This is a genomic window from Stenotrophomonas aracearum (assembly GCF_031834615.1).
Taxonomy (GTDB): Bacteria; Pseudomonadota; Gammaproteobacteria; order Xanthomonadales; family Xanthomonadaceae; genus Stenotrophomonas; species Stenotrophomonas aracearum.
This window is the reverse complement of sequence record NZ_CP115543.1, coordinates 1,869,071-1,881,588: the sequence shown is the minus strand read 5'-3', so window position 1 is coordinate 1,881,588 and position 12,518 is coordinate 1,869,071. Positions and strand designations below refer to the sequence as shown.

Annotated in this window: 10 protein-coding genes; 9 read left to right on the top strand and 1 reads right to left on the bottom strand. The window is 68.2% G+C overall.

The annotated features are described in order from the left end of the window. The 4 genes from fliP to PDM28_RS08650 all read left to right on the top strand — a co-directional run bounded on the left by fliP (position 1) and on the right by PDM28_RS08650 (position 4,213). Positions 1–783, top strand: coding sequence for a flagellar type III secretion system pore protein FliP (fliP, locus tag PDM28_RS08665; RefSeq protein ID WP_311184475.1), 783 nt, complete (start codon positions 1–3; stop codon positions 781–783). A 9-nt stretch (positions 784–792) separates the two neighbouring features. Beyond that, positions 793–1,062, top strand: a complete 270-nt coding sequence (locus PDM28_RS08660; protein WP_102945495.1) for a flagellar biosynthetic protein FliQ — start codon at positions 793–795, stop codon at positions 1,060–1,062. Positions 1,063–1,069: 7 nt separating this feature from the next. Next, entirely contained in the window at positions 1,070–1,861 is a 792-nt protein-coding gene (gene fliR, locus PDM28_RS08655) for a flagellar biosynthetic protein FliR (RefSeq protein WP_311184474.1), read from the top strand. A gap of 210 nt (positions 1,862–2,071) precedes the next feature. Continuing rightward, positions 2,072–4,213: a putative bifunctional diguanylate cyclase/phosphodiesterase gene (locus PDM28_RS08650; RefSeq protein WP_311184473.1), complete on the top strand. Its 2,142-nt coding sequence runs from the start codon at positions 2,072–2,074 to the stop codon at positions 4,211–4,213. A 262-nt stretch (positions 4,214–4,475) separates the two neighbouring features. Here PDM28_RS08650 and PDM28_RS08645 read toward each other — a convergent pair whose 3' ends face one another. Continuing rightward, a complete protein-coding gene (locus tag PDM28_RS08645; protein WP_311184472.1) occupies positions 4,476–5,303 on the bottom strand; it encodes a DMT family transporter in 828 nt (275 codons plus the stop codon). Positions 5,304–5,523: 220 nt separating this feature from the next. Here PDM28_RS08645 and flhB point away from each other — a divergent pair, with 220 nt between their 5' ends. The 5 genes from flhB to PDM28_RS08620 all read left to right on the top strand — a co-directional run bounded on the left by flhB (position 5,524) and on the right by PDM28_RS08620 (position 12,504). After that, positions 5,524–6,654: a flagellar biosynthesis protein FlhB gene (gene flhB / locus PDM28_RS08640; protein ID WP_311184471.1), complete on the top strand. Its 1,131-nt coding sequence runs from the start codon at positions 5,524–5,526 to the stop codon at positions 6,652–6,654. 17 nt (positions 6,655–6,671) lie between these two features. Next, complete coding sequence (gene flhA, locus PDM28_RS08635) at positions 6,672–8,753, top strand: flagellar biosynthesis protein FlhA (protein ID WP_172448124.1); 2,082 nt, start codon at positions 6,672–6,674, stop codon at positions 8,751–8,753. Between the two features lie 154 nt (positions 8,754–8,907). Then, positions 8,908–10,887: a flagellar biosynthesis GTPase FlhF gene (gene flhF / locus PDM28_RS08630; RefSeq protein WP_311184470.1), complete on the top strand. Its 1,980-nt coding sequence runs from the start codon at positions 8,908–8,910 to the stop codon at positions 10,885–10,887. Continuing rightward, positions 10,874–11,761, top strand: a complete 888-nt coding sequence (locus PDM28_RS08625; protein ID WP_145477742.1) for a MinD/ParA family ATP-binding protein — start codon at positions 10,874–10,876, stop codon at positions 11,759–11,761. Before flhF ends, PDM28_RS08625 begins: the two co-directional genes overlap by 14 nt. Beyond that, the gene (locus PDM28_RS08620) at positions 11,758–12,504 is read left to right on the top strand and encodes an RNA polymerase sigma factor FliA (protein WP_311184469.1); all 747 of its coding nucleotides are present in this window, start codon (positions 11,758–11,760) and stop codon (positions 12,502–12,504) included. Before PDM28_RS08625 ends, PDM28_RS08620 begins: the two co-directional genes overlap by 4 nt. The last annotated feature ends 14 nt before the right edge of the window (positions 12,505–12,518 follow it).

Sequence of the window (12,518 nt, the reverse complement as noted above, 5' to 3'; positions counted from 1 at the left end):
ATGCGTGGCCCCCAAGCTTCCTGGACCCGTTACCTGCCGTTGCTGCTTGCCCTGTTGCTGTGCGCCCTGCCCGCGCTGGCCATGGCCGCGCCCGCTGCCCCCGCCATGCCCAACCTGCCCGACGTGAACGTCGGCAAGATCGGTGGCGCCCCGGTCAGCCTGCCGCTGCAGACCCTGCTGCTGATGACCGCGATCACCCTGATCCCGTCGATGCTGCTGGTGCTCACCGCCTTCACCCGCATCATCATCGTGCTCGGCCTGCTGCGCCAGGCACTGGGTACCGGCCAGACCCCCTCCAACCAGGTCCTGCTCGGCCTCGCCTTGTTCCTCACCGCCATGGTCATGCTGCCGGTGTGGCAGAAAGCCTGGGGCAGCGGCATGGCGCCCTACCTCAACGGCGAGATCGACTTCCAGACCGCCTGGACCCTCACCACCCAGCCGCTGCGCGCCTTCATGCTCGCCCAGATCCGCGAAACCGACCTGATGACCTTCGCCGGCATGGCCGGGCACGGCACCTACGCCAGCCCCGACGCCATTCCGTTCCCGGTGCTGGTCGCCTCGTTCGTCACCAGCGAACTGAAGACCGCCTTCGAGATCGGCTTCCTGATCTTCATTCCCTTCGTCATCATCGACCTGGTCGTCGCCAGCGTGCTGATGTCCATGGGCATGATGATGCTCTCGCCCATGCTGGTCTCGGCGCCGTTCAAGATCCTGCTGTTCGTCCTCGTCGACGGCTGGGTCCTGGTGGTCGGCACGCTTGCCGCCAGCTTCAACGCGGTCTGAGGCGCTGACATGACTCCCGAACTTGCCCTGACCGAACTGCGCGGTGGCCTGATCACCGTGCTCTGGGTGGCCGGCCCGCTGCTGCTCACCGTGCTCATCGTCGGCGTCGTGGTCGGCGTCGTCCAGGCCGCCACCCAGCTCAACGAACCCACCATCGCCTTCGTCGCCAAGGCCGCCGCTCTGACTGCCGTGTTATTCGCGCTCGGCAGCCTGCTGATCGGCCACCTGGTCGAGTACACCGTCCTGCTGTTCCAGCGCATACCGCACCTGATCGGATAGCACCGCGATGGACTCGGCAACCCAGATGGCCGCCGACGGGCTCAACGCCTTCGGCATGATCGGCACCGTGCTGTGGACCATGCTGCGCATCGGCGCCATGATCATGGCAATGCCGCTGGTCGGCAGCCGTGCGGTGCCCGCGCGCGTGCGCGTCATGCTCTCCGGCGCCCTGGCCATCGCGCTCTCGCCGATGCTGCCGCCGGTACCGGCGTGGACCGGGTTCGATGCCGCCACCGTGCTCAGCATCGCCCGCGAACTGGCCATCGGCGTGTCCATCGGCTTCCTGCTGCGGCTGGTATTTGAAGCCGGCGCCATGGCCGGCGAACTGGTCTCCCAGGGTACCGGCCTGGCCTTCGCACAGATGAGCGACCCCATGCGCGGCGGCACCTCCGGCGTGATCGGCCAGTGGTTCTACCTATTGTTCGGCCTGCTGTTCTTCACCGCCAACGGGCACCTTGCCCTGATCTCGCTGCTGATGGACAGCTACAAGGCCGTGCCCATCGGCACCGCGTTGCCCGACATCGACGCCTTCCTGAACGTGGCACCGATGTTCCTGCTGCAGGTGCTGCGCGGCGCGCTCACCCTGGCCCTGCCGCTCACCGTGGCCATGCTCGCGATCAACCTGGCCTTCGGCGTGCTCTCCAAGGCTGCGCCTGCGTTGAACCCGATCCAGCTGGGCCTGCCGGTCGCGCTGCTGCTCGGCCTGTTCCTGCTGACCGTACTGGCCGGCGAAATGGGCCCGCCGGTGCAGCGCCTGTTCGACGCCGCCTTCCAGGCTGCCGACAGCGTTACCCACTGATGTCGAGCGCGGTGACATACCGTTGAGTATGTGAAAAACGTCATCTTCGTGTGATTTCCACATGAAATTTGGCCGTTTTTGCGCTTGCTTTCGCCCCCACCCCTGTCGTCTCATGCGCCTACGGCAGGGGGAACGTGCCGGAGCAGCCGGCATCGCCATGCGCGCGTGCTGGTCAGTGCAGTCTGCTGCGTACGCCAGGGAGGAGTCAGCATGCTTATCGGCAGTTACACCCCGTGGTTGGTCGTAGTCTCGCTCCTGGTCGCCATCCTCGCGTCCTTCACCGCGCTGGACATGGCCAACCGGGTCACCACCGCGCCCTCCTCGCGCATCAGCGTGCTGTGGCTGTTCGGCGGCGGCTGCGCCATGGGCCTGGGCATCTGGTCGATGCATTTCATCGGCATGCTGGCCTTCCGTCTGCCGATTCCCCTCGGGTATGACCTCGGCCTGACCGCTGCCTCACTTCTGGCCGCCATCGCATCGTCGATCTTCGCCCTCTGGCTGGTTTCGCGCCCGACCCTGCCGCATTCGCGGCTGGCATTGGGCGGGCTGCTGATGGGCTGCGGCATCGCCAGCATGCATTACATCGGCATGTCGGCGATGTTGATGCGGCCCGGCATCGAGTATCACAGTGGCTGGTTCATCCTCTCGGTGATGGTCGCGGTCGCCGCGTCGTGGGTGGCGCTGTTCGTCGCGTTCCGCCTGCGCCACAACGACACCCGCCTGCATCACCGGATCGTGCCCGCCGTGCTGCTCGGCGTGGCCATCGTCGGCATGCACTACACCGGCATGGCCGCCGCGCAGTTCCCGGCCAACAGCGTGTGTGGCGCCGCCGCCGGTGACGGCCTGCAGACCCAGTGGCTGGGTGCGCTGGTGATGGTGCTGACCATCGGCATCCTGGCCGTGGTGCTGCTGGTGTCCTGGCTGGACCAGCGCCAGCAGGCGCAGCTGCTGCGCATACGCAACCAGCGCCTGCGCAGCTCGCTGGACGACGCCGAAGCCGAACTGAGCCAGGCCGCCCTGCACGACCCGCTGACCCACCTGCCCAACCGCCTGCTGCTGCAGCAGCACATCGACCAGGCCCTGGTCGACGCCGAGCTGCGCGGTGGCCGCTTCGCGGTGATGTTCATGGACCTGGACGGCTTCAAGCAGGTCAACGACGCCTACGGGCACCAGACCGGAGACTCGCTGCTGGTCGCCGTGGCCTCGCGCACCCGCCAGCTGCTGCGCCCGACCGACGTGCTGGCACGCCTGGGTGGGGACGAATTCGTGCTGGTGGTCGGCATCGAAAACGACGAAGACGTGTCCACCGTGGCCAACCGGATCATCCAGTCGATCGGCAAGGGCAACCTCGTGCCGGGTCATGAGCTGCAGGTCACCGCCAGCATCGGCATCGCGATCTGCCCCGATCACGCCGCCACCGAGCGCCAGCTGATGGGCTACGCCGACGCGGCGATGTACCAGGCCAAGGAAGCGGGCCGCAACGCCTACGTGGTGTTTGCCGAGTGGATGAGCGACAGCGCCGAACAGCAGTTCCGCCTGCTGGCCGACCTGCGCCGCGCCATCGAACTGAACCAGCTGTTCCTGCAGTACCAGCCCAAGGTACGCGTCAGCACCCATCAGGTGAGCGGTGCCGAGGCATTGATCCGCTGGCAACATCCCGAACAGGGGCTGATTCCACCGGACCGCTTCATCCGCCTGGCCGAGCGCAGCGGCGTGATCAACGACATCGGCCGCTGGGCATTGAATGAAGCCTGCCGGCAGCTTCGGCGCTGGCACGACGCCGGGCACGACACCTGGTCGGTGTCGGTGAACCTTTCCCCGATCCAGTTCGGTTCCCCTCACCTGCTGCAGGAAGTGAGCGACGCGCTGGAGATCCATCGGGTGGAACCGCGCCGGCTGGTCCTGGAGATTACCGAAAGCGCGGTGATGCGCGACACCGAGACCAGCCTGCGCCTGCTGCAGTCGCTGGCGCGGCTGGGCGTGGGCATTTCCATCGACGACTTCGGCACCGGTTACTCCAGCCTGCTGTACCTCAAGCGCCTGCCAGCCACCGAGATCAAGATCGACCACGCCTTCGTGCGCGATCTTGAGAACAGCTCCGAAGACGTAGTCATCGTTTCGGCCATCGTGGCGCTCGGCCACGCGCTGGACATGGACATCGTCGCCGAAGGCGTGGAAACCGCCGGCCAGCGCGCCTACCTGGAACGGCTGGGCTGTGATTTCCTGCAGGGCTACCTGCTCGGCCGCCCGGTCGACCCGGAGCGCTTCATGCAGCTGCACGACCTGCCGCGACCGCGCATGGTGGTCGCATCGGAACTGCAGGCCAGCCAAGGCGGGCATTTCCTGGACTGAGGGCGCAGCCACGCAGGGCGTGGCTCTACCCGGCCGTGCCGATCTGCGGCGTGACACCGGCGTTGGACGCTGCTTTGGACTGTGCTGTGGCCTTGGTAGGGTCGCATCCCAATCGACTGCACGTAAATTGCCCGCGCCCGATTGGGCATGACCTTGGGACGGAAACGGCTCTTGCCGTTCGATGGTCATGCGTTACAGAACGTGGAACCGTTCCGTGCGGTCGTCTGGGGACCGACCCTACCCGAGGTGCGCGACCCCCGAACTAACCTGCGAACCGCAGCACGCCCACTCCCACCACGATCAGCCCGGCCGCCAGCCACCGTTGCCGCCTTACCCGCTCGCGCAGCACGAACGCGGAAATGATCACCGCGAACACGATCGAGGTTTCGCGCAGCGCAGACACCATCGCCACCGGCGCCTGGGTCATGGCCCACAGCGCCAGGCCATACGAGGTCAGCGTCCCGATACCCCCGACCAGCCCGTAGTGCCAGTTGGCACGCGCATATCCCACCAGCCGCGGCGAACGCGCCCACAGCGCCCAGATCGGCAACGGCAAGCCTGACAACAGGAATAGCCACAAGGTGTAGCCGAGCGCCGACCCCGACTGGCGCGCGCCGTACGCATCCACCAGCGTGTAGGTCGCAATCACCCCCGCATTGAGCAGCGGCCGCCACAGATGCTGCCGCTGGATCCCATGCGCCATGCACAGGATGCCCCCGCACACCAGCACGATCCCCATCCACGCCCCGGCCGCAAGGTGCTCCCCCAGCAGCAGTGCAGCCACCACCGCCACCACGATGGGCGCACACCCCCGCATCAACGGGTACGCCGCACTCATGTCGGTCATCCGGTAGGTACGTGCCACCAGCACGTAGTACCCCGCCTGCAGCACGGTCGACGCCGCCAGCCACGGCCAGCTGCGCGGGTGCGGCGCGGCCACCCACGGCAGCAGCAGCGCCGAAATCAGCGCGGCCGCCCCCGTCACCAAAATCGTCGTCAGCAGCGTATCGCTGCCGCGTTTGACGATGGCATTCCAGCTGGCGTGAAGCAGACCGGCGAACAGCACGACGAGAAAGAGGGTAAGCGACATCGGAGACCCCAGGCATTCAGCCCTGCAGGGTCGCATCACCGCGTCTGTCCCGCCACCGCGGCTGCGCGGATCCCGCCTTGGTAGGGTCGCATCCCAATCGCCCGCACGTGAGTTTCCCGCGTCCGGTTCGGGCATGACAACCAACGAAGAAGGCCGTCGCCGTCCCACAACGGAACAGTTCTTGCACCACCCCGGGTGACCCTTCCGGTACCCGCTCACGATGTCCGAAAACGAAGAAGCCGGCGAAAAGACCGAACAACCTACCGAAAAACGCCTGCGCGATGCCCGTGAAGAGGGCAACATCCCGCGTTCGCGCGAACTGGCGACGGCCGCCGTGTTCGGCGCCTCGGTGCTGGCGCTGATGGCGTTTTCCGGGAGTATGGCGGCCGGCGGCAAGGCCTGGATGAAGTCCGCGCTCAGCCCGGAGGCCGGCCTTCGCTTCGAACCCAACGGCCTGTTCAGCCACTTCGGCCACCTGTTCCTGCAGCTGATGCTGGCGATGTGGCCGTTGCTGCTGATCTGCCTGCTGGCCAGTTTCCTGGCGCCGGTGGCGATGGGCGGGCTGCGCTGGTCGAACAAGTCGCTGATGCCCCAGTTCAACCGGCTCAGCCCGATGGCCGGCATGAAGCGCCTGTACGGCGCCGAGGCCATCGCCGAGTTCATCAAGTCGCTGCTGCGCATCCTGTTCGTCGGCGCTGCCGCCGGGCTGGTGGTCTGGCACGGGATCCGCCCGCTGCGCGACCTGGTCCACCAGCCGCTGGAAGCGGCCATCGTCAACGGCCTGGGCTTCACCCTGAAGCTGATGCTGGCCACCGGTGGCGCCATGATGCTGCTGGCTGCCATCGACGCCCCGTACCAGCGCTGGAACTGGATGCGCAAGCTGAAGATGACCCGTGAAGAGCTGCGCCGGGAAATGAAGGAAAGCGAGGGCAGCCCGGAAGTGAAGGGCCGCATCCGGCAGATGCAGCAGCAGCTGGCCAACCGCCGGATGATGGAAGCGGTGCCCACCGCCGACGTGGTCGTGGTCAACCCGACCCACTATGCCGTCGCCCTCAAATACGACGGCGGCAGGATGGGCGCCCCCACCGTGGTGGCCCTGGGCGTGGACGAAACCGCCCTGCGCATCCGTGAAGTGGCCGACGGCAACAAGGTCGCCATCGTCTCGGCCCCGCCTTTGGCACGCGCCTTGTATCGGGAAGGTCAACTTGGAAAGGAAATTCCCGTGAGACTGTATTCGGCCGTCGCCCAGGTGCTGTCCTACGTCTACCAGCTGCGCACCTGGCGGGGCGGGCCGATGCCGGCCGCGCCCAGCATCGACGTGGATGAGTTCGGCAAGGGAGGCCGCCCGTGAGCGCCCAGCCCGCTGGCATGAACACCCGCCGCGCCCTGGACATGATCCGCCAGGGCCTGGGCGCCCCGCTGATCGTGCTGGCCCTGCTGGCCATGGTCGTGGTGCCGCTGGCCGCGCCGGTGCTGGACGCGCTGTTCACCTTCAACATCGCCATCTCGCTGATGGTGCTGCTGGCGGTGGTGTACGTGAAGCGCCCGCTGGACTTCACCATCTTCCCGATCGTGCTGCTGATCACCACCATGCTGCGGCTGGCGCTGAACGTGGCCTCCACCCGCGTGATCCTGCTCAACGGCCAGAACGGCCACGACGCGGCCGGCAAGGTGATTGCCGCGTTCGGCGAATTCGTGATCGGCGGCAACTACGCGGTCGGCATCGTGGTCTTCGCGATCCTGACCATCATCAACTTCGTGGTCATCACCAAGGGCGCCGGGCGCGTCTCCGAAGTGACCGCGCGCTTCATCCTCGACGCCATGCCCGGCAAGCAGATGGCGATCGACGCCGACCTCAACGCCGGTTTGCTGACGCGCGAGGAAGCCAAGGTCCGTCGTGAAGAAGTCCGCGAGGAAGCCGACTTCTACGGCGCGATGGACGGTGCCAGCAAGTTCATCCGCGGCGACGCCATCGCCGGCATCCTGATCCTGTTCATCAACATGCTCGGCGGCCTGGCCGTGGGCGTGCTCCAGCACGGCATGCCGTTCGGCCAAGCCGCAGCCACCTACACCCTGCTCTCCATCGGTGACGGCCTGGTGGCGCAGCTGCCGGCCCTGCTGGTGTCCTCGGCGGTGGCGATGCTGGTCACCCGCGCCTCGCGCTCGCAGGACATGGCCCAGGCCATGATGGGCCAGGTGTTCGGCCAGCACCGTGCGCTGACCATTGCCGCCGCGATCCTCGGCCTGGTCGGCCTGGTCCCGGGCATGCCCAACGTCGCCTTCTTGACGCTGGCCGCCATCCTCGGCTTCATCGCCTGGAAGCTGTGGAAGAAGAGCCAGGTCGCCGAGCAGGCCGCCGCTGCGCCGGCGTCCGGCCCGACCACCGCGCTCGGCCTGCCGGCCGGCACGCCCTCGCCCACCGCCGAACTCACCTGGGACGAACTGCGCCCGGTCGATCCGCTCGGCCTGGAAGTGGGTTACCGCCTGATCCCGCTGGTGGACAAGAACCAGGGCGGCGAACTGATGGCGCGGATCAAGGGCGTGCGCCGCAAGCTCACCCATGACATCGGCTTCCTGATCCCCTCGGTGCACATCCGCGACAACCTGGAACTGGGCGCCACCGCCTACCGCCTGCTGATCCACGGCGTGCCGGTGGCCACCGCAGAGATCCATCCGGACCGCGAACTGGCGCTGGACCCGGGCAGCGCGCTCGGCGCACTGGAAGGCATCGCCGGCAAGGACCCCGCGTTCGGCCTGGATGCCACCTGGATCCAGCCGCATCAGCGCGCCCACGCCGAATCGATGGGCTACACCGTGGTCGACCCGGCCACCGTGGTCGCCACCCATCTCTCGCACCTGATCCGCGAGCACGCGCCGGAGCTGCTGGGCCACGAGGAAGTGCAGCAGCTGCTGGCCAACCTGGCCAAGAGCGCGCCCAAGCTGGTCGAAGACCTCACCCCCAAGGCGCTGCCACTGTCGGTGGTGGTGCGGGTACTGCAGAACCTGCTGATCGAGCGCATCCCGGTGCGCCAGCTGCGCAAGATCGCCGAGTCGCTGGTGGAAAACGCACCGCTCAGCCAAGACCCGGGCGTGCTCACCGCCGCCGTGCGCAACGCGCTGGGCCGTTTCATCGTGCAGGAGATCGCCGGCATGTCGGCGGAGCTGCCGGTGTTCACCCTCAACCCGCAATTGGAACGTGTCTTGCAGGAGTCCACACAGGGCAACGGCGCAGCGCTGGAACCCGGACTCGCCGAGCGACTGCACCAGAGCCTGGCCGAATGTGTCGGCAAGCAGGAAGCGAAAAACGAGCCCGCGGTGGTGTTGGTGCCCGGTCCGGTACGTGCCGCGCTGGCACGGCTGGTACGCCACAGCGTTCCGTCGCTGTCCGTGCTGGCCTACAGCGAGGTGCCGGAAGACAAGCGCTTGAAGCTGGTCGGCACGATCAGCTGAGCCGGAACTCCGACAGCAACGCGTCAGAAAACAGACACACCCATTTCGCCATCACCGCAGCAGGACAAGAAGGGAACCCCGGACCGTGCAGACCACCGACAACCAGAGCCTCCCTTCCGCCCCCCAGCCCCAGACTCCGTCCCGGTACCACAGCATGAAAATCAAACGCTTCGTCGCTCCCGATATGCGCTCGGCCATGAACCTGGTGCGCAAGGAACACGGTCCCGATGCGGTGATCCTGTCCAATCGCCGGATCGAGGAAGGCGTGGAGATCGTGGCCGCGGCGAACTATGACGAAGGCGCGGTGCAGCGCGCACTGGAAGCGGCCCGCAAGGACGTCGCCCCGCCGCCGTCGGCCCCGCGCCCGCGCAATGCCGCCGACGCGGTGATCGCCGCCGTCACCCGCCGCAAGGCACCGGTAGCGGCGCCGGAGCCGGTGGCCGCCACCACCTCGGCGGTCGCTGCGCTGGCCCGCGCCGCCGTCGGCGCCACCGGCCGCACCCTGGACACCGCCAACGAAATCGTGCCGCCGCCGGGCAGCCCCGGTTTCGCCGCGACCCTGGCCCGCGCGGCAGTTGCACCGCGCCGCACCCTGGACGCGCTGCCGGAACAGATCTTCGCTCCCTTCAATGTCGAACAGGCCGCCGCCCACGCTGCCAACCCGGCAACCGCTTACGCCGCCCAGTCCGACGTAACGCCGGGCTCTGCCCGGCCAACGATCGAAGACGCACCGTCTCCGACCCGCGCGGCCACCCCGGCCCCGTCCAACCGCGCCCGCTTCATCATCGACCCGCCGCAGGACGACGCCCCGCTGTTCGAAATGCACGCCCCGCCCGGCCGCAGCCTGCCGCCGCAGCTGCCGCAGATGCCCGCGCAACAGATGCAGCGCGCCGCGTTCGACGCACCGATCGCCCCGCTGTGGGAAACCGTCCCGGTGGTCCCGGCAGCTGCCACCGCGCGCCTGGACATCGACGACTCCGCCGTGTTCGTGCCGCCCGCTCCCATGGTGATGATCGAGACCGCTGCACCGGTTGCGCCGGTTGCGCCGATCGCTCCGGTCGCCCCGGTGGCGGCGATCATGATCGCCCCGCCGGCGCTGCCGGCCATGCAGGCCGCCAACGAACCGACGGCGCCGGCCGAGATCGCCGAAGCCGAGCGGGTGACTGCTCCGGAACCGGTTGCCGCCGCGCCGGTCGCCGCACCCGTCCCGGTCACCCTGGTCCGCGACGACGAGGAACTGCGCCAGCTGCGCCATGAAGTGGCCGGCATGCGCCACGTGATCGAGCGCGAAATGAACCGCTTCACCGACGAACGCCTGCGCGGCTCGCCGGTCCGTGCCGCCGCGCTCGACCTGATGGACGAATACGGCTTCGACGCCGGCATCTGCCGCGACGTCGCCCTGCAGATCCCGCTGGACACCGAAGCCCACCGTGGCCGCGGGCTGATGCTGGGCCTGCTCTCGAAGAAGCTGCCGATCGCCCCGGTCGACCCGCTCGAGGCCGGCGGCGTGATCGCCCTGGTCGGTCCCACCGGTGCCGGCAAGACCACCACCATCGCCAAGCTGGCCTCGCGCTTCGCCGAAGCGCATGCCGCCCGCGACGTGGCCCTGGTCACCACCGACACCGCCCGCATCGGAGCCCGCGAACAGCTGTACGGCTTCGGCCGCCAGCTCGGCATCGCGGTGCACGAAGCCAACAGCGGCAGCGACCTGGCCCAGCTGCTGGAGCGCCTGAAGGACTACAAGCTGGTGCTGATCGACACCGCCGGGCTGGGCCCGCGCGACCGCGCCCTGGCCGCCCAGCTGCAGTGGCTGCGCGCGTCCGAGCAGATACGCACCCTGCTGGTGCTGCCGGCCAACACCAGCTTCGGCGACATGGACGAAGTGGTCCGCCGCTTCAGCGCCGCCAACCCGCAGGGCGTGGTGCTGAGCAAGCTGGACGAGACCGGCCGCTTCGGTACCGCCCTGTCGGTGGCGGTCGACCACCGCCTGCCGATCACCTGGGTCACCGACGGCCAGGACGTCCCCGAAGACCTGCACCGGGCCAGTGCCGCCAATCTTGTACTTCGCCTTGAAGATTTGCGCCGCGCGGCCGATATGCCCTGCAACCCGGAGTTGAACCATGCCGTCGCGTGAGTACGAAAACCTGACCAGGACCTTCCCGCTGTCGGCCACCCGCAGCCAGCCGCTGGGCCCGGTGCGCACCATCGCCGTCACCGGCGGCAAGGGCGGCGTGGGCAAGACCAATGTCTCGGCCAACCTGGCCGTGGCGCTGGCCGGCATGGGCAAGCGCACGCTGCTGCTGGACGCCGACCTGGGCCTGGCCAACATCGACGTGATCCTGGGCCTGCAGCCCAAGCTGACCCTGGCCGACCTGGTCGCCGGGCGCTGCACGCTGGACGAGGTGATCCTGGAAGGCCCCAACGGCGTGCTGGTGGTCCCGGCCGCGTCCGGGCGCCGGCACATGGCCGAACTGCAGCCGGCCGAGCACGTGGGCCTGGTCAATGTGTTCTCCGAACTGGAACGCGAACTGGACTTCATGGTGGTGGACACCGCCGCCGGCATCACCGACGGCGTGCTGACCTTCTGCCAGGCCGCGCAGGACACCGTGGTGGTGGTCTGCGATGAACCGGCCTCGATCACCGACGCTTACGCACTGATCAAGGTGCTCTCGCGCGAGCGCGGCGTGGACCGCATCCAGGTCGTGGCCAACATGGTGCGCGACCCCAATGAAGGCCGCGTGCTCTATGAAAAGCTGAGCCGCGTGTGCGAGAAGTTCCTGGCCGACGTCTCGCTCAACTACCTGGGCTGCGTGCCGCAGGACGACTGGCTGCGCCTGTCGGTGCAGCGCCAGCAGCCGGTGGTGAAGGCCTATCCGTCCAGCCCGGCCGCGCAGGCGATCGCCGAGATCGCCCGCCGCACCGCGCGCTGGCAGGCCCCGACCGAACCGCGTGGCGGGGTCGAGTTCTTCCTGGAACGCATCCTCAAGCAGCGCGGGGTGGCCGCATGAAAGGCGCCGCACAATACAAGGAGGTGCAACGCGCCGCCGCCAACGAGTGCATTGCCCAGCACTCGGACCTGGTCCGGCGCATTGCCCACCACCTGGCCGCGCGCCTGCCGGCCAGCGTTGAAGTGGACGACCTGATCCAGGCCGGCATGATGGGCCTGATCGAGGCGTCGCGCAGCTACGACGCCGACCAGGGCGCCTCGTTCGAAACCTACGCCTCGATCCGCATCCGCGGCTCGATGATCGACGAGATCCGCCGCGGCGACTGGGTGCCGCGCTCGGTGCACCGCCGTGCGCGCGACGCCGCCTCCACCATCCGCCGCCTGGAGCAGAGCACCGGCCGCGCCGCCAGCGCCACCGAAGTGGCCGCCGCGATGGACATGCCGCTGCCCGACTACCTTCGCCTGATGGAAGACGCCGCGCGCGGCCAGGTGCTGAGCCTGGAGTCGCGGATCGAAGACCAGGGCGAGCTGGACACCGTGGCCCAGGGCGGCCCGACCCCGCAGCAGGTGCTCGAGCGCGGCGAATTCGGCCGCGAGCTGGGCAACGCGATCGGCCTGCTGCCCGAGCGCGAACAGCTGGTGCTGTCGTTGTACTACGAGCAGGAACTGAACCTGAAAGAGATCGGCGCAGTGCTCGGGGTCAGCGAGTCGCGCGTCTGCCAGATCCATGGCCAGGCCGTGCTGCGCCTGCGTGGCCGATTGAAGATCTTCGAGGCGGCCGACGCCGGCCTCGAGAACAACTGAGACCGAGGAAACAC

What these genes read in the sequence shown, in the direction of transcription:
- fliP (WP_311184475.1), top strand. Translation starts at nt 1, where the DNA reads ATGCGTGGCCCCCAAGCTTCCTGGACCCGTTACCTGCCGTTGCTGCTT.
- flhA (WP_172448124.1), top strand. Translation starts at nt 6,672, where the DNA reads ATGAACACCCGCCGCGCCCTGGACATGATCCGCCAGGGCCTGGGCGCC.
- flhF (WP_311184470.1), top strand. Translation starts at nt 8,908, where the DNA reads ATGAAAATCAAACGCTTCGTCGCTCCCGATATGCGCTCGGCCATGAAC.
- fliR (WP_311184474.1), top strand. Translation starts at nt 1,070, where the DNA reads ATGGACTCGGCAACCCAGATGGCCGCCGACGGGCTCAACGCCTTCGGC.
- PDM28_RS08650 (WP_311184473.1), top strand. Translation starts at nt 2,072, where the DNA reads ATGCTTATCGGCAGTTACACCCCGTGGTTGGTCGTAGTCTCGCTCCTG.
- flhB (WP_311184471.1), top strand. Translation starts at nt 5,524, where the DNA reads ATGTCCGAAAACGAAGAAGCCGGCGAAAAGACCGAACAACCTACCGAA.
- PDM28_RS08645 (WP_311184472.1), bottom strand. Translation starts at nt 5,303, where the DNA reads ATGTCGCTTACCCTCTTTCTCGTCGTGCTGTTCGCCGGTCTGCTTCAC.
- PDM28_RS08625 (WP_145477742.1), top strand. Translation starts at nt 10,874, where the DNA reads ATGCCGTCGCGTGAGTACGAAAACCTGACCAGGACCTTCCCGCTGTCG.
- PDM28_RS08660 (WP_102945495.1), top strand. Translation starts at nt 793, where the DNA reads ATGACTCCCGAACTTGCCCTGACCGAACTGCGCGGTGGCCTGATCACC.
- PDM28_RS08620 (WP_311184469.1), top strand. Translation starts at nt 11,758, where the DNA reads ATGAAAGGCGCCGCACAATACAAGGAGGTGCAACGCGCCGCCGCCAAC.